Here is a 21,277-nt window from a genome sequence, read left to right as displayed (position 1 = left end):
CCGCCCTCCGTCTACTCCGTCTGCCCCGTCTCCTCCTCCAGCACATCCGTCCCCGCCCGCAGCGATTTCAGGTACGTCACCGCATCCATGTCCCCCGCCTCCGCGCCCTTGGTCAGCCAGTGGCGGGCGCGGTCGCGGTGCAGTTTGCCCAGCGTGACGTACGCGTCCTCCATGCCCGCCTCCGCGGCGATCTCCAGGTAGTGGATCGCCTCCGCCTTGGCGCCGCGGTCGGCGAGGATCTGGCCCAGGCCGTGGCCGGCACGGGGGTCGCCGAGGGCGGCGGCCTTGCGGTACCAGCTCTCCGCCTCCGACACGTCGCCGTCCCAGTGCGCGAGGGCCGCCAGCCCGTTCATCGCGATCAGGTCCCCGTCGTCGGCGCGCGGGACCATCACGGCACGGAACGCGGCGACAGCCGTCTCGACGTCGAGCCGGTGCGTGCGCGCTCCGGCCACCGCCGTGCCCCACACCTGGTCCGGCACGGGCTCCGCCTCGGGCGACCGGACGGCGTCCGCGACGAGCGATCCGTACGCCCGCCAGGTGCCCGGCTGCCCGCCGCGCACGAGGAGTCCGGTGACTCCGTGCCGGGTCGCGGCCGCCCAGGCCAGGGCCGCCTCGAAGTCCTCCCCCGCGAGGTCCACCTCGCCGTAACCGGCACACGTCTCGCGCAGCAGGACCTCCGGGACGTCCGACGTGATCCCGCACCGGGCGAGGTCGACGGCCGCGCGCACCACGAGGTGCCCGAGGGGGTGCCGTCGGCGGGCCCTGCGCCACTCGTCCCACAACTCGGGGCCCAGCGCGAGGAACTGGGTGATGCCGCTGCCGCCGCGCCACTCACGGGCATCCACCAGGCGCGGGTCCTCGAACGCCGCGAGGCGTGCCAGCTCCGCCACGCTCCATCGGCAGCTCAGCTGGACGGTGCCCGCGCCGCTCAGGGCACGGGAGTTGGGGCCGCCGCCGAAGCGGTGGGTGTCGTAGTCGTCGTCGTTCATCGTGGCGACGACGAGCACCTTCTCCTGGGTGAGCTGAGCCAGCAGACCCGCGGTGAGGCCGTGTTCGCCGAGGTGTCCTGCCAGGTCGTCGAGCCAGACCAGGCACCCGCCCTCGGGATCACGGCCCCGAAGCTGGGCCGGGAGGTCCCGCAGCTCGGTGCCCGCCTGGGCGACGTACATCCTGACGTCGCTGCGTACGTTCCTGCGGAGTACCGCCCAGGCCGTCCTGGTCTTGCCCGAGAGCGGTTCGCCCGTGACGACGACGAGGCCGCCGCCCCGCAGGGCGCTCTTCACCAGGCGGTTGAGCTCGCCGTCGCAGTCCCTCATGACGTACGGCGGGACGCTCGACTCGCCGTCGAGCCGCCGCGTGGGGTGAACGCCGAGGTCGAGGCGGCGGAGCCGACCGATGGGGGGCCAGTCGGCAGCCGTCGCGCGGGCCGTCGGCGACGGGGCTCCGTAGTGGTTGTGCTGGACGCCGATGGCGGGGCCGTTGAAGGTGCCATCGCGGAAGTCGATGTGGTCCTGGGCGGTGCCGGGGGCGGCGTTGACGGTGAGCGAGTCGATGCGGCCCGACTGAATGACCGTGCCGTCCGTGACGCCGCCCGACACGGTGTTGCGCACCTGCGGGCCGCCGTCCGCGAGCGGCGCGAACTCGGCCACGATGCTGCGGAGTTCGGTGACCGAGCTGGGGTTGGACACCAGCAGGCGCGCAAGCCGCCCTTGCCACTTGCGCGCTCGCACCGCTGCGGGGTCGGGCCCCCGGGCGCTGAGCCAGCCCTCGCTCAATCCCGCGTCCCCGAGGTGATGCGCCACCCGAGCGGAGACTTCCGCCCACTTGTCGGTCCGGGAAGCCGCCATCAGCGCCTCGGCCGCGGACGCCGCAAGCTCCTCCAACTCCGGTTCCACACAAGCCCCCACGCATCTCGAACAGCCCTACCTCAAAGGTACTAAGCCCCCGCCCTCTCAGCGGCCCGAACCGCATCCCGATAAGCCCGCGCGGCAACCCGCAGCGCCGCCTCCGGATCAACCCCGTCCGCCTCGGCCCGCAGAGCCAGGGCAAGCAGCTCATAGCCGACGCCCTCCCCCGAAGGCACCGTCACCTCAAGCCCCGCGGTCCGCACCCGCGAGGCCAGCTTCGCCGCCAGTGCGAGGCCCGGCTGGCCCAGCGGGATGCCCTCCGTCACCGACGAGCGCTGCTTCTCCTGCGCCTTCGTGCGCAGCCAGTGCGCCTTGACGTCCTCGGGGGTGTCCGCCGAGTCGTCGCCGAAGACATGCGGGTGGCGGTGGATGAGCTTGTCGACGATGCCGCCCGCCACGTCGTCCACGGAGAAGGGGGACTCCGGGTCCTCCTCGGCGATACGGGCGTGGAAGACCACCTGGAGCAGGACGTCCCCGAGCTCCTCCCGCAGCTCGTCCCTGTCGCCCTCCTCGATCGCCTCGACCAGCTCGTACGCCTCCTCGATCCCGTACTTCGCCAGGCTCTTGTGCGTCTGCTGGGACGACCAGGGGCATTCGCCCCGGATCTGGTCCATGACCTGCACCAGGTCCAGGAGCCGCGCGCCCGGCAGGTCGTACGACGCCGGGAGCAGCTCCAGGTCCGGCATCGCGATCCGGCCCGATCCCGCGAGGCGGGCCAGGCCGTCCGTCAGGGGGCGGTCGCCCTCGGCCGTGGCGATGACCAGGACCGTGCGGCCGCCGGCGCAGGCGTCCACCAGTTCCTGGGCCGTGGGCGACGCCTGCTCCACGCGCACGCCCGCCTCGCGCAGATACGGCAGCTGCGGATGCGTCGCGTCGGCGCACAGCACCGCGTCCGCCCCGTGCAGGGCCTGCCAGGCGGGCCAGGAGAGCAGGCCGGGGGCCACCCGGTGGCTGGTGGTGAGGAGGATGACGCGGCCGGGGGCGTCGGCCGGGGGCGTGGTTTCGTTCACCCGTCGAACGTAACCCACGGCACTGACAGCACTACTGCCTACGCCTGCTCGGGCCCCGCCGCCCCGTCCCCGGACACATCGCGCACCCACGGCGTCTTGGTGTCGGCGCGCTTGGACTTCTCGACGTCCCACGTGCCGTACCGCGGGTTCAGGTCGACGTCCAGCTTCTTGGAGGCCGCGGAGAGCGCCTTCCAGAAGGCCGCCTGGCCCTCGGGGGAGTTCATGTCCGCGCCCAGGGTCTTGGCCAGCTTCTGCGCCTCGATCTCCGTACGGAGGCTGTCCTCCAGGCGGGACGGGGCGACGCTGTACTGCTGCAGCCAGCCCTGTTCGAGGGCCTTCTTGCCGCCGGCCTGCTGTTCGAGGCCCGCTCTCATCGTCTGGATCTCGCGGCGGGACACGTCCACGCCCGCGTCGGTCGCCGCCCGGTGCAGGACCTTGTCCAGGACCATCGTGTGCAGCGTGCTGCGGGTGAGGCCGCCGGACTTGGCGATGGCCTGCTCGTACTGCTGGTCGTCCGGGACGGCGGCGCGCTGCGCGTCGCGCACCTCGTTCACCCGGCCCTCCAGCTGCGCGACCGTGATGCGGTCGTCGCCCACGACGGCCGCGGCACCGGGGTGGGCCTCGCTGCCGCAGGCGGTCAGGAGCGGGGCCGCGGCGATGGCGGCTACGGAGAGGGCGAGCGCGGTGCGACGGCGGCGGTGCAAGGAAGCCTCCCGAGGAGATTGTGCGGCGGTGCACAAAGTCTTGCGGTGATCGATGTTAGGCAGTGGTCGGTCTATCGGCCACCTATTCGACCAACGATTCCGCAAGAGTTCGGGCACCCACGCCCGTCGGCCCGTCACTACCCGCGCACTTGTCCGAGCCACTGCAACGTACGCCGGATCTCCGCCGGGAACGGATGACCGACCCCGTGCATCCGCTCGGCGTCCAGGAGCAGCCGCGCCAGGGTGTCGTGGGCGGCCGGGCGGTCGCCGAGGGCGAGGAGCAGGTGGCCGATGCGGCGGCGGATCTCCAGGGGGCGTTCGCGGTCGTCGGAGGCGTAGCGGTTCTCGTAGTACGGGAGGAGCGCGCGGTACTCGGCGAGGGCCGCCGCCGGTTCGCCGAGCTGCTCCAGGCACTGCGCCGCCTCGTAGCGGAACTGGAGGGAGTGCGGGTCGGCCTGGCCCGACTCGGCGGCGCGTTCGTCGGCGAGGCGGCGCAGTTCGGGCAGGGCGCGGCGGTACTGGCCGTCGTCCATCAGCGTCGCGGCGTACTGCTTGCGCAGGGAGCGGACCACCGGGGAGTGCTCGCCGTGCTTGGCGGCGGCCGCGGGCAGGATCGAGCCGAGGATGTCGACCGCCTGCGTGATGCGGCCCTCGCCGAGCAGCCGCTTGACCTCGTCGACCGCGTGCACGACGTCCGTCTGGCTGCCGGGACTGCCGGGGCCCTGGCGCTGGTCGGGCTGGTTCGGCGGGAGGGCCGGGGCCGACGCCGGTGTCGCCGCGCGGTCGGGCCACGGGGCCTGCGGGCGCAGGAACGGGCGGGTGGGGTCGAGCGGGCCGCCGGTGGGGATGGAGCGCGCGGGGAGCAGCGGGGCGAGTTCCTCGTAGACCTCCTGGGCGCTGCCGTGGCGGTGCTGGGGGTCCTTGGCGAGCAGGCGCAGGACCAGCTGTTCGAGGGCCTCGGGGATCTCGGCGCGCAGCCGGCGGACCGGGAGCGGCGGTTCGTAGAGGTGGCGGTGGAGCACGCCGAGCGCGGTCGAGCCGGAGAACGGGACGTCGCCGCTGAGGAGTTCGTGGAGCAGGACGCCCAGGGCGTAGAGGTCGGTGTACGGGCCCACCGCGCCGCCCATCGCCTGCTCGGGCGCCATGTAGGCGGGGCTGCCGATGGGTGAGCCGGTGTGGGTGAGGCGGGTGGTGTCGGTGTCCATCACCGAGGCGATGCCCAGGTCGAGGATGGAGACCGTGCCGTCCTGCTTGACCATCACGTTCCGCGGCTTCAGGTCGCGGTGCACGATCGGCACGGCGTGCACCGCGGAGAGCACGGCGCACAGCTGCGCGGCGATCGCGACGGCCCACTGCCAGGGGTAGGGGTCGTGTTCGGCGAGATGGTCGCCGAGGTCGGCCCCGTCGACGTACTGCATGACGAGGTAGAGGTCCTCGCCCTCGGTGCCCGCGTCATGGACGGTGACCAGGCCCGGGTGGTCGACCTGTGCGGTGACGCGGCATTCGCGTACGAAGCGGCGGCGCAGCTCATCGGCCTCGGCGCCCGCGACCCGGTCGGGGCGCAGGAGCTTGACCGCGACGCGGCGGTCGAGGCGTTGGTCGTACGCCGTCCAGACCTGGCCCATGCCGCCCTGGCCGATGAGCGTGGAGAGTTCGTAGCGTCCGGCTACGACGCGGCCCCCGATCCCCAGTGTCACGGTCAGCTGCCGCCTTCCTGCTTGCGCAGGTAGTCACTGAGCTCGTCGAGCTCGGCCTGTACTTGGTGGATGCGGGCCGGTGCGGGACGCGTGGGCGGCGGCGGTGTCTGCTGCGTCGGCGGCTGGTGCAGCTGCGTGGGCTGGAGGTGGACGGGGGCGGGGCCCTGCTGCTGCGGATAGCCGTAGGCGGTCTGCGGCTGCTGCGGTACGTAGCCCGTGAACTGCGGTCGGCGGTACGGGCTGAAGTGGCGTATGTCCGCGAACAGGTAGTAGGCGACGGCCGCCACCAGCGTGCTCAGGAGGATCACCATGCCCGCGTTGCCGGGACCCTGGAACTCGTCGGCGCCCGGGTCGACGCCGATCAGCACGACGGCCGTCACGTCGAGCGCGGCCACGATCCCGAACAGGACCCAGTCGTAGGACTTGCGGGTCACGATCGCGAGCCGCAGCAGCGCGCCCCACGCCGCCAGGCCGCAGGTCACGACGGCGAGGACCACGAACAGCACGCGCAGCGTCACATGGGTGCCGCCGGAGGGCGGCGGCGGTTGCTGCGGCGCGTAGCCGTGGCCGTGCATGGCTGCTCCTGGTGCCTGATGCAGCCGTACGCGCCCACGGGCGAACGCACGGCCGGAAGTCGGAATACGAACGGATGCAGATTCGAGCGTATAGGCCGACAGGGAGAACCGGTCCCGGGTTGTACCGAACCGTTGCCGTACTGGTCACGTCCTGATCGCGGCCCGGTCCGGAACCCGGTCGCCTCACTCCGGCGGAAGCGTCCCGTCCGTCAGTCCGTCGTGCAGCCCCCGCACCAACTGCTCGCCCAGGCGGCCCGCGAGGCGCAGGCTGTCCTCGAAGGCGGCGAGCGCGCGGAACCGCTCTCCGTAGCCGTGCTGTCCGTCGAGCGGCAGGCGGGGCACCTGGAGGCGGCGGATGTCGAGCCGGGCAGCGGTGGACGCGTAGCTGCTGGCCTGGCGGTTGTTGGCGGTGCCGCGCAGGAATCCGGCGAGGAACCACGGGTCGATGGCGGCCGGGTCGGGCCGCAGGAGGGTGAGGCCGCGGCCGAGCACCGCGCCCGCCGTGGCCTCGTCGACGACGCGGGCCGCGGTGCCGCCGCCGGAGACCGGGATGACCACATCGCCGGTCTCGGTCACCACGGAGTCGCCGCCGACGCCCGCCTGGTCCTCCAGCGGGTCCGCCGCTCCGGAGGGTGCCGTTCCGGCGAGCACGTCGTGCTCGGTGAGCACCGGGGCGCCGGGTGCGCCCGAGCCGGTCCCGGTACGCAGCAACAGGGCTCCCGCGCGGGCGAGTTCGCCCACTGTGGTGAGCGGCCACCGGACGGCATCGGTGATCTCTGCGGGCTGCGGCAGCAGATCGGCGGTCCGCCGCACCGCGTCACCGAGCCGTTCGCGCACCGCCGTCAGCTGCTCGGTGCCGCCGCCCGCCGCAGGTGGCGGCAGGCGCCGGGCGGGGGCCAGGTCGACCTCGTCGTCGAGGAGTTCGAGCACCGGTACGGCGCGGGCGAGACCGGGCCGCTCGTCGAGGGTGCCGTGCCTCTCGAAGTGGCGCCAGACGTCGAGGACGGCATCCTGCACCGGGCGCCAGGCCTGCCGGTCCCTGCCGTCCGGGGCGGCGAGCCCCGCCGTCTCGACCAGGAGCAGTTCGGGCGAGGCCGGTGTGTTCGGCGCGGGGCGGCTCAGGACCCAGATGTGCAGCGGGATGTTGTACGGGGGCGCGGCGCCCGCGGGCAGCGCGAGCACGGCGCGCAGGGCACCGCGGCGCAGGAGATCGGCGCGCACCCGGCGCCCGGAGCGGCGGGACGCGGCGGCGGGCGGCATCAGGACGACGGCGGTGCCGCCGTCCTTGATGCGGGCCAACGCGTGCTGGACCCAGGCGAGTTCGGACTCCGTGCGGGCCGGGAAGCCGTACTCCCAGCGGGGGTCGTAGGCGAGTTCGTCGTGCCCCCAGTTGCGTTCGTTGAACGGCGGGTGGCACAGCACGGCGTCGGCCCGCTCGTCGGCGAAGGCGTCCGCGCGCAGGGTGTCGGCGGCGGCGCCGCGCACGGTGGCGTCGGAGTGCAGGGCGAGCCTGAGCGCGGTGAGGGCGGCGAGCTCGGGGGCGACGTCCTGCCCGTACAGGCGCTGTTCGGGGCGGGGCGGGACGGCGCGCAGCAGGGCTCCGGTGCCGCAGGCCGGGTCGAGGACGGTCCGCGCGGGGCCCGCCAGCGCGGCCATCAGCTCGGCGGGGCCTGCCGGAGTGAGCGTGTACTGGCGGGGGTTGGCGTCGATGTGCCGGCCGAGCAGGAACTCGTACGCCTGCCGTGCGCCCAGCTCGGCGGCGAGTTCGGCGACACCTCTCAACAGCGGGACGGAGAGCAGCAGTTCGGCGGCCCGCGGGATGCGCACGGCTCCCGGACCGGCCCCGAAGCGCGGGGCGAGCACCCCTTCCAGCTCCCCCGGAAGCAGCTCCGCCATCCGCTCGTCCGACACCGCGCTGACCTTGAGCCAGCCGGGATGGCGATCGCGTACGAGAAGCAGCGCGCAGCCCGCGTGCAGCAGGGCGGCGACCGGGCCCGCCGGGTGTCCCGCGAGCTGCTGCCAGACCTTCTCCCGGAGCGGGACCTCGCCGAGTTTGCCCTGGGTGCGCAGCCACTCCTCGACCGCGGTGAGCGCGAAGGAGGGGCTGGTCTCGGTGCCGCCGACGGGCTTGGGGAAGTCGGCGTGCCTGCGGCGCCAGTTGCTGACGGCGGCGCGGCCGACCCCGGCGAGCCGGGCGATCCCGGCGGCGGTCACCTCTGTCGCGTTGTCCCGCACCGAACCGGCTCCCCTCAGTCCCCTGCCCCCACCGCGCGTGGTCGCGTCGCGGCGCTGTGGCGCCGAGCATACCCGCGCATGCGGAACCGCCCGCTTCACGGCGTTAACCCACCGCCCACTCAATCTCATGTTGACTCGGTTCACAGGCTCTGCTGAGATGGCGTCAGCACTTTGACGAGCTCCTGTGGGGGGAACTTCCATGCATCGCACCACTTTTGTCGCCGTCTGCCTCGCCGCAGCGGCGACCTTCGGCCTGACGGCCTGCGGCACCGAATCCGGCAACGCCGGGGACAAGGCCGGGGACAAGACCGAGAAGGCCGAGCCCAAGGGTCCGTTCGCCGGGATGTCCGGCGCCGAGATCGCCGACAAGGCCGTCAAGACGACCTCGGACGCCAAGTCGCTCCGCATCGCGGGCAAGGTCACGGACGAGGAGACCGGTCTGGACTCGATGGACATGGCCCTCGACACCAGCGGCAAGTGCGCGGGCGAGATCAGCACGACCGACGAGGGCTCGATGGAGCTGATCGTCCCGGGCGGCACCGTCTACATGAAGTACGACGAGAAGTTCCTGCGCGCGCAGAGCAAGGGTGAGCCCGCCGCCGACACCCAGGCCGCGGTGGACATGCTCGCGGACCGCTGGGTGAAGACGAAGGCGACGAGCTCCGACGCGAAGGACATCGCCGGGTTCTGCGACCTCGACGTCCTGCTCGCCGACTTCAAGGATGTCAACTCCGCGGCCCGCAGGGGCGGTACGACCACGGTCGACGGCACCCCGGCGATCAAGCTCACCGAGAACGACGGCAAGGAGAAGTACACGCTCTATGTCGCCACGGAGGGCAAGCCGTATCTGCTGAAGGTCGACCAGACGACCGGCGGGAAGCCCGAGTCCATGACCTTCAGCGACTACGACAAGCCCGTGAGGACGACGCCGCCCACCGGCGACGTCCTCGACCTGGACAAGCTGACGGGCTGAGCCTCGCCCGGGCTCCTGCGAGCGCCACTGCACGGGTCCGGCGGCGAAAGCGAACGCGTGTGCCCGTATTCATCTTTGGAGGTGACCGCAGGGGGAGATGGGTGCGGGTGTACGGGTCGCGTACGTATGGTCGTCGGCGGCAGGGCGGACCATGACGTAGGCGGGGACGAGGCATGACGGGGACTGAGGGTGTGGGGGCAATTGGGCATGCCCGGTACACGTACCGGTTACGGGTGTCATCCACCGCAGAGTCGGCGCTGCTGGCGGAGTGGGACCGCTGCCGCTGGATCTGGAACGAGTGCGTGGCCAAGTCGAAGGCCACCCACCGCCACAACCAGGCCCATCCCGAGTCCAAGCGGACCTGCGGCCCGGCCCAGCTCGACAAGATGCTCACTGATGCCCGCGCCTCCATGCCGTGGCTGTGGGAAGGATCCTCGGTTCCCCAGCAGCAGATCATCCGCGACTTCGGCCGCTCCCGGGCCAAGGCCCTCAAAGACATCAAGGAGCGGCTGCCGATGCGGCAGCGGGCTGGGATGCCTGGCTACAAGAAGAAGCACGACGCGGCGCCGACCCTGAACTACACCCGGCGCGGCTTCCAGTTGAGGGACGGCCGTCTGCAGTTGGCAGGCGGCCTCGTACTCACCGTGGTCTGGTCGCGCGGGCTGCCCGCCGACCCGCCCAGCGTTCGCGTTTACCGCGACAGCCTCGGTCACTGGTACGCCAGCTTCGTCGTGCCCGCCGCCCTCGAACCGCTGCCGGCCACGGGTGCGGTGCTCGGCGTGGACTGGGGCGTGACGGAGGTGGCGACCACTGCCTCCGATGCGCACGACCTGCCGCATGCCGAACCCGGCAAGCAGGCCAAGGCGAGGCTGAGTCGGTACGACCGGATGATGGCCCGCCGCAAACCGAAGAAGGGGCAGCCCGCCTCTCAGGGCTACAGGGAGGCGAAACACCTGCGGGTGAAGGCGCACAAGAAGGTCGCGCGCCAGCGTCAGGACACCGGCCGCAAGTGGGCCAAGAGAGCGGTCCGCGACCACGATGCCCTGGCGGTGGAGGATTTCAGGCCCCGGTTCCTGGGGAAGACCACGATGGCCCTGAAGGCCGCGGACGCCGCCATCGGCGCCACCAAGGCCGCTCTGCTCGAGATGGGTCGCAAACACGGGCGGGACGTCCGCCTGGTACATCCCGCATACACCACGATGGACTGCGCGCAGTGCGGAGCGAGAGCCAAGCACACACTGCCGCTGGGTGAACGCACCTACACCTGCACCGCCTGCGAAGCCGTGTCCTCCAGGGACAAGAACTCCGCATGCGTGATGCTCCACCGGGCTGGTCTCCTCCCGGCTGGTGTCGAGGGCGGAAGACCTCCTGGAGCGCTGCTCCAGGAGGCGGCCTGAACCAGGAATCCCCTCCCTTCAGGGAGGGGAGGATTCAAAGCACGTGCCGCACCCACACGTTCGGCTCGACGTACACCGCGTACCCGCGCTCCGGCTCGCAGCGCACCGGCACCAGCGCGCCCGGCACCTCGACGGTGCCCGCCGTGTCGAACGGCAGCCCTGTCCAGGCCCGCCACTGGGCGGTCGAGCCGGACACCGTCATCGACGCGGGCGCCACCTTCTCGATCGTGCCGCCCGCCCGCACATGCACCCGCAGCCACGGGTCCGCGGGCAGACCGTCGTCCCGCTTGCGCTGTGCGTAGGTATCGATCTGGGCGGCCGGTTCGAGGTGCTTGGCGTTCGGCCGGACCGGGGCGACGACCTCGCTGTAGCCGCGGGCCCGCGCATTCTCGCGCATCGCGCCGAGCATCCGCCCGGACACGCCCTGGCCGAGGTACTCCTTGGCGATGGTGATCTCGATCGCGCTCACCGTGTCGGGCTTCCTGCCGTGCCGCAGGTCGGAGAACGCCCACAGCATGACCTGGTCCCAGCCACCGTCCGGCAGCTCGCCGCGGTCGTCGGCGCGCAGCGCGAACGGCACGCTGAACGCCTTCGCGGCGACCTCGCCCCGCTCGTCCGTGGCGACCAGGACGTACTCGGGAAAGTCCGTGACGATCCGCCCGATCATCGACCAGGCGATCGGGTCGTTCCCGATGAACTCCGGCCAGGTGTCTTCCATCTGCCAGAGCGGCGAGGCGAGTTCGGGGCGCTCGGCCAGGGTCGTGATCTTGAGGTCCATGCCGGGGACGCTAGCGGGCGCGGACCCACCTGTTAAGTGGTTTTCCGCGCCCGGCGGCGTTCAGTGCGCGTGGAAGCGGTCAGCGCGCCCGGGCCGGCCTCCGCCGCGCGATGCGGGCGGTGCCCTCGAAGTGACCTCACACAGGGCGTCTCTGCTGTTTCCCGGCTCTGACAGATCCGGGCAGACCAGTGTGTGGACCCTCCTGCGCGGCTCTGGCTGCCATCCGCCGGTGCTGCACGCCGGGCTCCGCGACCCGTCCCTCGTGACGGTCTACGACGCTGAATGCTCATGGTCACGAGAGGACGACTTCTTTCTGTCCGTTGTCAACGAGCCCCCCGGCTCGCGGTCCCGGTCAGCCGTACATCGCCACGCGGTACAGAGTCGCAAGCGCGTCGTCGATGGGATGGGGCTGCGGCCTGCCGGAGGAGTCGAGCCTGTTCCACCTCTGCAGGTTCACCGCGACCGCCATCTGCCGCTTGCCGTCGGCACGGGTCATGGCCAGCGCTCCACCACCCCAGACCGTGCCGCCATGGCCCCAGAAGGTGCCCTGACCGGGACCCTCCATCGGGTGCAGGCCAAGGCCGTAGTCGATCATCTTTCCCTCTTGGGAGATCACCGGGCCGGTGCGTTGCATCTGCGCCAGCGACGACGGACTGACGATCTCGCCCGCCAGCAGCATGCCGTAGAAGCGGTTGAGGTCCGCGACGGTCGATATCAGCGAGGCCGAAGGGCCCGCGTATGACATGTCGAAGACGCTGTAGTCGCGCGGCGGGTCGAGCTTGCCGAACCATGCCTCGTAGAGCTGCGAGTGCGACCCGTCGACGTACGGTCCGGCGGGGAATTCGGTGTCCCGCAGCCCGGCGCGCTCGATGACGTTCCGGGTGATGTACCGCTCGGCCGTGGTGCCGGTCACCTGTTCCAGGAGTTGGGCCAGGAGCAGGTAGTTGGTGTTGGAGTACAGGCCCGGGGTGCCGCCCGGGGCGCCGAAGGCGGGTGCGGTGACCCCCATCTCGATCAGCTCGGTGGGGTCGAACCGCGTGAACCGGTGGTCGTCCATGCTCTGGGGACCGGTGCCCGCGAGGTCGGGGTACGCCTTGAAGGAGGGGTAGGCGTACGGGAGGTACTCGGCGAGGCCGCTGGTGTGGTTGATCAGCATCCGCACCGTGATCGTGTCGCCGCGTTCTCCGGGGACCAGTTTCGGGAGGTACTGGCCGATCGGTGTGTCGAGACCGATCTGACCGCTCTCGGCCTGTTGCAGGACCGCAGCGGCGGTGAAGGTCTTGGTGATGCTGCCGATGCGGTGCCGCATGTCGGCGGTGACGGGGCGGCCGGTGGCGACCCCGGCGACCCCGGCGGCGCCGCGCCAGACCTGGTCGCAATCCCGCACCTCGGCGAACAGGCCCGGCATCCCGGCGCGGTGGACGTTTTCCAGGGCGGCATTCAGCTCAGCGGGATCCAGCGGGTTCCTCACGACATGCATCCTTTCGTCATCCCCGAGGTGAGCTCCACGTCAGTCACCTCACCCGGGTAACAGGGCACGAATGGCATCCCGGCCCGCCCGGCATACCCATGCCCTCATGATGCACGCGGTGCGTGCATCATCAAGTGCATCGGTAGGATGAGATTGGGTGAGAGGAGCAAGATGGCAGGCCGAAGGCGTTGGTCAACCGAAGAGATCCTGGATGCGGCGGCGGAGCTGCTGCGCACGGGCGACGCGGATTCGTTCAGCGTGCGCAAGCTGGCCGCGGCCCTCGGGACCGATTCCTCCAGCCTCTACCGGCACTTCCGCAGCAAGACCGAACTGCTGCGCGCGGTCGCCGACCGGATTCTGCTGGCCGCGATGGACGACTACCGCCCCGAGGGTGACTGGAAGCAGCGCATCACGTCCCTGGCCCTGCATGTGAGAGAGGCCTTCGGGCGGCAGCCCCAGCTCGCCGCCGTCTGGGGGCGCTACGCATCAAGCGGCACCGGTTCCCGGCTGGCCATGGAAGAGGTGCTGCACGCCCTACGCACGTCGGGGCTGCCCGACGAGGAGATCCCGGCGCGCTACCACCGCATCACGGTCCTCATCACCGCGTTGATCGCCTCCGAGGCCGGGATCAGCGCCATCACCCCCGAAGAGTACGAACAGGGCATGGAGCTGTTTCGCGTGGCGGCTCTTGGCGCCGACCCTGAACGCTTCCCGACCCTGGCCCACTTCGCCCGCGACGTCCGCCCCCTCGGGGTAGACCGCCGCGCAGCGTTCGAAGAGATCCTCGCAGCCCAACTCGCCCACATCGAGGCCACAATCCGTCCGAGCTAGCCGACCGGCTCGGGAGTGTAGGCAAACGATCGTTTGCCTACAGATGCCGGACGGCAGGGCGGTAACCGCGTGGACCGAGGTCACAGCTGTCCCGGACTGCGCCGCGAGCCCGTGGACGCCGGGGACGGAGAGTTCCTGGTGATCGCTCGCGCCTGAGGCCTCAGCTCCGGTTCATCCACCGCACTGCTGCACCATCATCTGCTTGTCCGCGGCCGTCACCGGCATCTCGTACTTGACGGCGACCTGAGCGAAACGGACCGCGTACGCGCACCGGATCGACTTGTTCGGCGGAAGCCAGGAGGCGGGGCCGGAGTCACCCTTGGCCGAGTTGGCTCGCCCCTCGACCGGGATCAGATTGAGCACGTCGTTCGCGAGCTGTTTGCGCTTGCTCTCCGGCCAGCGCGACGAACCCATCTGCCAGCTGTACGACAACGGCACCACGTGATCTATCTGCACTTCGGCGGCCTTCTCCTTGCGCCACTCGATGGTCGTGCCGGTGTACGGATCGTGCAGTGTCATGGCGATGGCCACGCAGTCGGATCCGGATCGGAAGCGGAGGTTCTGGCCATCGCGGCGAATAAGATCATTTCGAGTGTCACACCCGTTCCGCGCCAGCGGCACGCCGTCGGCCGTGTCCATCCATGCGTAGCCGAACTCGCCCCGGTCGTATCCCGTCCTGGGTCCCCGTCCCTTCGTGGACAAGCCTTCGATGAGCTTGCGGGAAGCAGCTTTGTCCGCCTCCGTCGTCACCGGCGCAAGTCCGGGCTTCGTACCGTCCGGATTCTCGAGCGGGCTGACCACCCGCCGGTCCGGTGCAGTCGGCCCCGACCCCGTCGAGGAGCCGTCTTCGTCGAGCCCCTCGCATCCCGCGCAGAGGAGAACGGCGGCTGCGGCCGCCGTCGCCGCGCGGAGGAAACATGCGGTCCCGGAGCCGCTGTGCCTCATGTCCCTCTTAGTAAGCACAGCCCAAGGCTCCCTTCCTGAACTGCACGAATGCCCTGGCCACCTGGCGCAGCATAGAGATAACCCGGGTGCCGCAGCCGTTGGAGTCCGTGTCGGCCCAGGCGCTGCCGAACCGCTCCCGCTCGTAACCCGTCCTGGGCGCACGGCCCTTGACGGTGAGCGAGTCGACGGCGGCCAGCGCGGAGCCGGCCTTCGCGTCGGGGCCCGGCGAGCCGCCCTCGCCCTTCTCGTCGGGGGTGCAGCCGGTGACGACGAGGAGCGCGAGCAGCGCGGCAGCCTGGATCCGGGTGGTGCGGGTGGTGCGTCGGCTCACCGGGCGGCCACCGTGGCGCCGAGTGCGAGCGTGCCGGGGGTCACGACGTCCGCGTACACGCCGATGCACATGCCGCGCGTGGCGGTGAGGGTCTTCAGGACGCGGTTGTCGGCGGGCAGGCCGCGCTGGGCCTGGGTGGTCATCACGCAGCGCTCGATGCGCTCGGTGACCCGCAGCCGCAGCTCACCGCCGAAGCCGATCTCCCGGCCCACCCACTCCTCCTCCACCCACGGCTCGTCGGTCTCGACCACGATGTTCTTGCGCAGTCTGCGTACGTCGACGGGGTCGGCGTCGCCGAGCAGCTCGCCGAGCGCGCGCAGCGACGCGGTGCCGACGATCGAGACGGCCGCCACGTCCTGATGGCTCGCCTCGCCCTCGCGCACCAACTCCACACCGGCGCCGAAGAGTTCCGCGATCCGCGGATCGCCGGGGCGCAACGTTTCTCCGTCCGGCGTGGTGACGACGGGACCCTCGTCGTCGTACGCGGCGTCATGTTCGAGCAGCCCCGGAGTGCGCCGGAACCGCCGGTGGTTCTTGCCGCTCCCCAGCTTCCCGTCCGCGTACCGCAGGGCCCACAGCCGGTCCCCGACCACACCGCGCTCGTCGAAGACGAGTCGCTCGTGCGCCTCCCCCAGCATCGATTTCACCGGAAAACAGACGAGCCCCACAACGGCGCCGTGCGCCATGCCGCTTCCCCTCCCCTGAGCCGAACCTCGGTCTCGATCACGCTCCATCGAGCTCCATCGAGCTCCATCACGGCAACCGTAACGCGCGCGGGCAAGGGGCGGGGGCACCCTGGGCCACTTACGCGCCGCCGGTTCCCGGCGTCCGCGCCGCCCCGGACGCCGCATTACCTCGGAGGTAATCGCGCCCGTCCGGCCCTCCCGGCACCATCGTCAGCACACCGCAACGAACCGCCGACCGCGAGGAGTTCGACATGACCGCCGAGAACGCCGAGACCACCGCCGACGCCACCCGCGCCGCCGTCCAGGCCTTCCTCGGCCACCGGCTCGCGGGCGACACCGAGGGTCTCACCGCCCTCTTCGCCGACGAGGTCGACTGGCTGCTCGCCGAGAACCCGGCCGTGCCGTGGATCCGGCCGCGGACCACCGGCGCGGAGTGCGCCGCCCAGGCCGACGAGATGGCCGAGCACGTGATCCCGGAGAAGGGCGGCGCCACCATGGACGCGCTGATCGTCGAAGGCACCGACGCCGTCATCTTCGGCAGGCTCTGGGGCACCGTACGCAGCACCGGCAAGCCCTTCGAGGGGCCGTTCGCCCTGCGCCTCACCGTCGAGGACGGGCGCATCACCCGCCACCACCTCTACGAGAACAGCCTGTCGATCGCCGGGGCCTGCACCCCCTGACCGCCCGCCGCACTTGACCTTGCCCCTAGCGGCAGGGTCCGACCATCACCGTCATGAGCCACCAAGAACCGCAGGACCACATCACCCGAACCGTGCTCGTCACCGGGGGCGGTACCGGCATCGGACGCGCCACCGCGCTCGCCTTCGCCGCCGAGGGGGCGCGGGTCGTCGTCGTGGGGCGGCGGGCCGAGCCACTCCACGAGACGGCGGCCGAGGGGGGCGGGCTGATCACGCCGCTCGTCGCCGACATCACCGCCGACGGGGGACCCGAGCACATCGTCCGTACCGTCCTTGAGACCCACGGACGCCTGGACGTCCTGGTCAACAACGCCGGAGTCGTCCGCACCGCGAGCCTCGGCACCTACACCCGCGAGGTCATCGGCCTCCAGCTCGCCACCAACCTCGTCGCCCCCGTCCTGCTCACCCAGGCCGCGCTGGACGCCCTGGGCGAGAGCCGGGGCGTCATCGTGAACGTCACGACCGCCGTCGGGCAGCGCGGCTGGCCCGGCAACTCGCTCTACCCCGCCACCAAGTCCGCCCTCGAACTCCTCACCCGCGGCTGGGCCGTCGACCTCGCGCCCCGTGGCATCCGGGTCGCCGCCGTCGCACCCGGCGCGGTGGCCACGCCGATCGCCGACCACTGCGGATTCACGTCCGAGGAGAAGGCGGCCATCCGGAAGTGGCAGATGGAGCACACCCCGATGGGGCGGGTCGGGCGGCCGGAGGAGGTCGCCTGGGCCATCACCCGGCTCGCCTCGCCCGGCGCCTCGTTCATCACCGGCGTCGTGCTGCCGGTGGACGGCGGTGCCGTGGTCTCGTAGCGCCTCGTGGTGCGGCACGCCGCGTGATACGAAAAGCTCCGGCCGAGGAGAACCGGAGAAGGGGGCCTTGCGGATGCGCATCGGGGAGCTTGCGGACGTCACCGGGGCGACGCCTCGCGCGCTGCGGCACTACGAGGAGGCCGGGCTCATCGAGTCCGAGCGCGCCCACAACGGCTATCGGCTGTACGACGCCGAGCGCGCCGTCACGCGCGTGCGCAACATCCGCTTCCTCCTCGATGCCGGGCTCACCCTCGACGACGTACGCGTGTTCCTGCCCTGCCTGGACGGCGACATCGCCACCACAGAGCCGTCCGACCAGGGCCTGCGGGTCATCCTCGACCGCCTCGCCGTCATCGACCGGCGCATCGCCGCCCAGACGGAGGTCCGTGACCGCCTCGTGGAGAAGCTGAACCAGGCCACCGGCGGACGGATCCGTCCGGTGGCCTGAGCCGATCGCGTGCCTACGACCCGAGGATCGACGTGAGGAACTCCCCCACCCAGCCGAGGAGTTCGCGCCCGATCAACGGCTTCCCGCCGACCTTCGCCGTCTTCGGGCGCGGGACGAGGACCTGGTGGGCGCTCTCCTTGATGACCGTGCCGGGGTAGAGCCGCTTCAAGCGCAGCTCCTGGGACTCGCGCAGCTCCACCGGCGCGAACCGGATGTTGTTGCCCTGCAGCACGATCTCGCCGACCCCGCACGCGCGGGCCAGCATGCGCAGGCCCGCCACCAGGAGGAGGTTCTCCACCGGCTCGGGCAACTTGCCGTAGCGGTCGGTGAGTTCCTCGCGCACCGCCTTGACGTCCTGCTCGCTGCTCGCGGAGGCGATCGAACGGTAGGCCGCGAGGCGAAGCCGCTCGCCGGGTGCGTAGTCGTGCGGGACGTGCGCGTCGACCGGCAGCTCGACCTTGACCTCCAGCGGCGGCTCCTCCTCCACGCCGCCCTCCAGCGAGGCGCGGTAGTCGGCCACGGCCTCGCCGACCATGCGTACGTAGAGGTCGAAGCCGACGCCCGCGATGTGTCCCGACTGTTCGCCGCCCAGGAGGTTTCCGGCTCCGCGGATCTCCAGGTCCTTCATCGCCACGTACATGCCCGCGCCCATCTCCGTGTGCTGGGCGATGGTGGCCAGACGCTCGTGGGCCGTCTCCGTCAGAGGCTTCTCCGGCGGGTACAGGAAGTAGGCGTAACCGCGCTCGCGGCCACGGCCCACGCGGCCGCGCAGCTGGTGGAGCTGGGAGAGGCCGAAGTTGTCGCCGCGCTCGACGATCAGGGTGTTGGCGTTGGAGATGTCGATGCCGGACTCGACGATCGTCGTCGAGACGAGCACGTCGAACTTCTTCTCCCAGAAGTCCACCACGACCTGTTCCAGGGCCTGTTCGGACATCTGGCCGTGAGCGGTGGCGATACGGGCCTCCGGCACGATGTCCCTGAGCCGGGCCGCCGCGCGGTCGATCGACTCGACCCGGTTGTGGATGTAGAAGACCTGGCCCTCGCGCAGCAGTTCACGGCGGATCGCCGCGCCGATCTGCTTCTCCTCGTACGGGCCGACGAAGGTGAGCACCGGGTGGCGCTCCTCCGGCGGGGTGGTGATGGTCGACATCTCGCGGATGCCGGTCACGGCCATTTCCAACGTACGGGGAATCGGGGTCGCCGACATCGTCAGGACGTCCACGTTGGCCCGCAGCTTCTTCAGCTGCTCCTTGTGCTCGACGCCGAAGCGCTGCTCCTCGTCGACGATGACCAGGCCCAGGTCCTTGAACTTGGTCTCGGATGAGAAGAGGCGGTGGGTGCCGATGACGATGTCGACCGAGCCTTCCCGCAGGCCCTCCAGGGTCGCCTTCGACTCGGTGTCCGTCTGGAAGCGGCTCAACGCCCGTGTCTTCACCGGGAATTGGGAGTAGCGCTCGGAGAACGTACCGAAGTGCTGCTGGACGAGGAGGGTCGTGGGGACAAGCACCGCGACCTGCTTGCCGTCCTGCACCGCCTTGAAGGCCGCGCGGACCGCGATCTCCGTCTTGCCGTAGCCGACGTCGCCGCAGATCAGGCGGTCCATCGGGACCGTCTTCTCCATGTCCTCCTTGACCTCGGCGATGGTGGTGAGCTGGTCGGGCGTCTCCACGTACGGGAAGGCGTCCTCCAGCTCGCGCTGCCAGGGGGTGTCGGGGGCGAAGGAGTGGCCGGGTGCCGCCATGCGGGCGCTGTACAGCTTGATCAGATCCGCGGCGATCTCCTTGACCGCCTTCTTCGCGCGGGCCTTCGTCTTCGTCCAGTCGGCGCCGCCCAGGCGGTGCAGCGTGGGGGCCTCGCCGCCGACGTACTTGGTGATCTGCTCCAGCTGGTCGGTGGGGATGTAGAGCCGGTCGCCGGGCTGGCCGCGCTTGGCGGGGGCGTACTCGACGACCAGGTACTCGCGGGTGGCGCCCTGGACGGTGCGCTGCACCATCTCGATGTAGCGGCCGACGCCGTGCTGCTCGTGGACGATGTAGTCGCCGGACTCCAGGGTCAGCGGATCGATCGTCTTGCGGCGGCGGGCGGGCATCCGCTGGCCGTCCTTGCCGGCCGCCTTCTGCCCCGAGAGGTCGGTCTCGGTGAGGACGGCGAGCTTGAGCGCGGGGTCGATGAAGCCGAAGTCGATGGAGCCGCAGGACACGTGCACGACGGACGGCGTGAGCTCGCTGAGGTCCGCGTCCAGGCGGGCCGCGATGCCCTCGCCGCCGAGGACCTCGACGGTGCGGGCGGCGGGGCCGTGGCCCTCGGTCACATAGATGGTGCGCCAGCCGTCGGCGAGCCAGCCCTTGGTGTCGGCGAGCGCCTTCGCGGTGTCGCCCCGGTAGGTCTCGGTGGCGTGCATGCCGAGCTTGAGGGTGTCCTCGTCGAGGTCTTCGTCGGCGGCGAAGGGGCTCACGGACCACCACATCATGCCGAGGTCGCTCGCGTGGTCGCGGACGTCCGCGATGCCCCAGAGGGAGGCGGCGCCCACGTCGATGGGGGCCTCGCCGCCGCCGGCGGTCGCGGCCCAGCTCGCCTGGAGGAACTCCTGGGAGGTCGCCACCAGGTCGGCGGCCCGGGTCCGGACCCGCTCCGGATCGCAGACCACGGCCATGGAGTCCTTCGGCAGGACGTCGAGCAGCAGCTCCATGTCGTCGACCAGGACCGGCGCGAGGGACTCCATGCCCTCGACGGCGATGCCCTCGGCGATCTTGCCGAGCAGCTCGCCGAGCTCGGGGTGGGCCTCCGCGAGAGCGGCGGCCCGCTCCCGTACGTCGTCGGTGAGCAGCAGCTCACGGCAGGGCGGCGCCCACAGGCCGTGCTCGGCGACTTCGAGGGAGCGCTGGTCGGCGACCTTGAAGTAGCGGATCTCCTCGACGTCGTCGCCCCAGAACTCGACGCGGAGGGGGTGCTCCTCGGTCGGCGGGAAGACGTCGAGGATGCCGCCGCGCACGGCGAACTCGCCGCGCTTCTCGACCAGCTCGACACGGGAGTACGCGGCTGCCGCGAGCGCCTCGACCGTCTCGTTCAGGTCGGTGGTCTGACCCTGGCGCAGGGCGACGGGCTCCAGGTCTCCCAGGCCCTTGACCTGCGGCTGGAGGACGGAGCGCACGGGGGCGACGATGACGGACACGGGCCCGGTCTCGGGGTCGTCCGCGCGGGGGTGCGCGAGGCGGCGCAGGACCGCGAGGCGGCGGCCGACGGTGTCGGAGCGGGGCGAGAGGCGCTCGTGCGGGAGCGTCTCCCAGGACGGGTACTCGACGACTCCGTCCGGCGGGATGATCGTGCGCAGGGCGGCCGCCAGGTCCTCGGCCTCGCGGCCGGTCGCCGTCACGGCGAGGACGGTGCGCCGTGTCTCGCGGGCAAGGGCGGCCACAGCGAACGGACGGGCAGCAGGCGGCCCGACCATGTCGATGGCCATGCGGTTGCCGTCCCTCCCGGCCTTGACCGCTTCGGCGAGGGCCGCGTCCTTGACGACAGCGTCGAGCAGACCGTGCAGGCTCATGTGGGCTTTCGCTTTCCGTCCAGGTTCGGGGGCGCGCGGGAGGGCAACGCGAACCGCCCGGCACGTGTCACGGGCCGGGGGGCTTCCAGCGTACGACTCCGGGGTGACAGCCGCTGGACGTCGGGCGGACGCGCAGCCCATCCAGCCCGTCGAGGGGGTCCCCTGCTCTTTAAGAGCTTGGGGGAGTTTGAGGACCGGGGCCTGGGGCTGAGCCCCAGCCGGTCTCTTAAACCCCACTCCGCGA

General features: G+C 71.3%; 18 protein-coding genes. 6 read left to right on the top strand and 12 right to left on the bottom strand.

Features of this window, described 5'->3' with window-relative positions:
• Positions 1–11: 11 nt before the first annotated feature.
• The 6 genes from ACFWY6_RS09210 to ACFWY6_RS09185 form a co-directional block, all read right to left on the bottom strand.
• The gene (locus tag ACFWY6_RS09210; protein ID WP_384687586.1) at positions 12–1,895 is read right to left on the bottom strand and encodes a tetratricopeptide repeat protein; all 1,884 of its coding nucleotides are present in this window, start codon (positions 1,893–1,895) and stop codon (positions 12–14) included.
• 41 nt (positions 1,896–1,936) lie between these two features.
• Positions 1,937–2,917, bottom strand: coding sequence for a nucleoside triphosphate pyrophosphohydrolase (locus ACFWY6_RS09205; protein ID WP_384687585.1), 981 nt, complete (start codon positions 2,915–2,917; stop codon positions 1,937–1,939).
• Between the two features lie 38 nt (positions 2,918–2,955).
• Positions 2,956–3,621, bottom strand: coding sequence for a SurA N-terminal domain-containing protein (locus ACFWY6_RS09200; protein ID WP_384687584.1), 666 nt, complete (start codon positions 3,619–3,621; stop codon positions 2,956–2,958).
• Positions 3,622–3,758: 137 nt separating this feature from the next.
• On the bottom strand, positions 3,759–5,246 hold the full coding sequence (locus tag ACFWY6_RS09195; RefSeq protein WP_384687603.1) for a protein kinase: 1,488 nt from the start codon (positions 5,244–5,246) through the stop codon (positions 3,759–3,761).
• Positions 5,247–5,320: 74 nt separating this feature from the next.
• Positions 5,321–5,893 carry a hypothetical protein gene (locus ACFWY6_RS09190; protein WP_384687583.1) on the bottom strand — a complete coding sequence of 191 codons (573 nt, stop codon included), beginning with the start codon at positions 5,891–5,893 and terminating at the stop codon, positions 5,321–5,323.
• A gap of 183 nt (positions 5,894–6,076) precedes the next feature.
• Positions 6,077–8,128, bottom strand: a complete 2,052-nt coding sequence (locus tag ACFWY6_RS09185; protein ID WP_384687582.1) for an N-6 DNA methylase — start codon at positions 8,126–8,128, stop codon at positions 6,077–6,079.
• 199 nt (positions 8,129–8,327) lie between these two features.
• Between ACFWY6_RS09185 and ACFWY6_RS09180 the strand changes: the two genes are divergently transcribed.
• Both ACFWY6_RS09180 and ACFWY6_RS09175 read left to right on the top strand, forming a co-directional pair.
• A complete protein-coding gene (locus ACFWY6_RS09180; protein ID WP_384687581.1) occupies positions 8,328–9,101 on the top strand; it encodes a hypothetical protein in 774 nt (257 codons plus the stop codon).
• A 173-nt stretch (positions 9,102–9,274) separates the two neighbouring features.
• Positions 9,275–10,498 (top strand): RNA-guided endonuclease InsQ/TnpB family protein, encoded by a 1,224-nt coding sequence (locus ACFWY6_RS09175; RefSeq protein ID WP_384687580.1) that lies wholly within the window; start codon positions 9,275–9,277, stop codon positions 10,496–10,498.
• A 34-nt stretch (positions 10,499–10,532) separates the two neighbouring features.
• Here the strand turns inward: ACFWY6_RS09175 and ACFWY6_RS09170 are convergent, their stop codons facing one another.
• Both ACFWY6_RS09170 and ACFWY6_RS09165 read right to left on the bottom strand, forming a co-directional pair.
• Positions 10,533–11,276: an N-acetyltransferase gene (locus ACFWY6_RS09170; RefSeq protein WP_384687579.1), complete on the bottom strand. Its 744-nt coding sequence runs from the start codon at positions 11,274–11,276 to the stop codon at positions 10,533–10,535.
• 352 nt (positions 11,277–11,628) lie between these two features.
• Entirely contained in the window at positions 11,629–12,747 is a 1,119-nt protein-coding gene (locus tag ACFWY6_RS09165) for a serine hydrolase domain-containing protein (protein ID WP_384687578.1), read from the bottom strand.
• 171 nt (positions 12,748–12,918) lie between these two features.
• Between ACFWY6_RS09165 and ACFWY6_RS09160 the strand changes: the two genes are divergently transcribed.
• On the top strand, positions 12,919–13,578 hold the full coding sequence (locus tag ACFWY6_RS09160) for a TetR/AcrR family transcriptional regulator (RefSeq protein ID WP_384687577.1): 660 nt from the start codon (positions 12,919–12,921) through the stop codon (positions 13,576–13,578).
• 171 nt (positions 13,579–13,749) lie between these two features.
• Here the strand turns inward: ACFWY6_RS09160 and ACFWY6_RS09155 are convergent, their stop codons facing one another.
• Genes ACFWY6_RS09155 through ACFWY6_RS09145 form a run of 3 tightly spaced genes read right to left on the bottom strand, consistent with a single transcriptional unit; the run spans position 13,750 to position 15,540 of the window.
• A complete protein-coding gene (locus ACFWY6_RS09155; protein ID WP_384687576.1) occupies positions 13,750–14,523 on the bottom strand; it encodes an HNH endonuclease family protein in 774 nt (257 codons plus the stop codon).
• 7 nt (positions 14,524–14,530) lie between these two features.
• Positions 14,531–14,854: a hypothetical protein gene (locus ACFWY6_RS09150; protein ID WP_384687575.1), complete on the bottom strand. Its 324-nt coding sequence runs from the start codon at positions 14,852–14,854 to the stop codon at positions 14,531–14,533.
• Positions 14,851–15,540 carry an MOSC domain-containing protein gene (locus ACFWY6_RS09145; RefSeq protein WP_384687574.1) on the bottom strand — a complete coding sequence of 230 codons (690 nt, stop codon included), beginning with the start codon at positions 15,538–15,540 and terminating at the stop codon, positions 14,851–14,853. Before ACFWY6_RS09145 ends, ACFWY6_RS09150 begins: the two co-directional genes overlap by 4 nt.
• Positions 15,541–15,791: 251 nt before the next feature.
• Here ACFWY6_RS09145 and ACFWY6_RS09140 point away from each other — a divergent pair, with 251 nt between their 5' ends.
• From ACFWY6_RS09140 to ACFWY6_RS09130, 3 genes are all read left to right on the top strand, one after another.
• The gene (locus tag ACFWY6_RS09140) at positions 15,792–16,220 is read left to right on the top strand and encodes a nuclear transport factor 2 family protein (RefSeq protein ID WP_384687573.1); all 429 of its coding nucleotides are present in this window, start codon (positions 15,792–15,794) and stop codon (positions 16,218–16,220) included.
• Between the two features lie 53 nt (positions 16,221–16,273).
• On the top strand, positions 16,274–17,041 hold the full coding sequence (locus ACFWY6_RS09135; RefSeq protein WP_384687572.1) for an SDR family NAD(P)-dependent oxidoreductase: 768 nt from the start codon (positions 16,274–16,276) through the stop codon (positions 17,039–17,041).
• 73 nt (positions 17,042–17,114) lie between these two features.
• Positions 17,115–17,489 carry a MerR family transcriptional regulator gene (locus tag ACFWY6_RS09130; RefSeq protein ID WP_384687571.1) on the top strand — a complete coding sequence of 125 codons (375 nt, stop codon included), beginning with the start codon at positions 17,115–17,117 and terminating at the stop codon, positions 17,487–17,489.
• A gap of 13 nt (positions 17,490–17,502) precedes the next feature.
• Here ACFWY6_RS09130 and mfd read toward each other — a convergent pair whose 3' ends face one another.
• Complete coding sequence (gene mfd, locus ACFWY6_RS09125; RefSeq protein ID WP_384687570.1) at positions 17,503–21,033, bottom strand: transcription-repair coupling factor; 3,531 nt, start codon at positions 21,031–21,033, stop codon at positions 17,503–17,505.
• Positions 21,034–21,277: the final 244 nt, after the last annotated feature.

It is taken from the genome of Streptomyces sp. NPDC059037 (assembly GCF_042740015.1).
Taxonomy (GTDB): Bacteria; Actinomycetota; Actinomycetes; order Streptomycetales; family Streptomycetaceae; genus Streptomyces.
The sequence above is the reverse complement of the archived record's forward strand: the minus strand, read 5'-3'. Positions and strand labels throughout refer to the sequence as shown.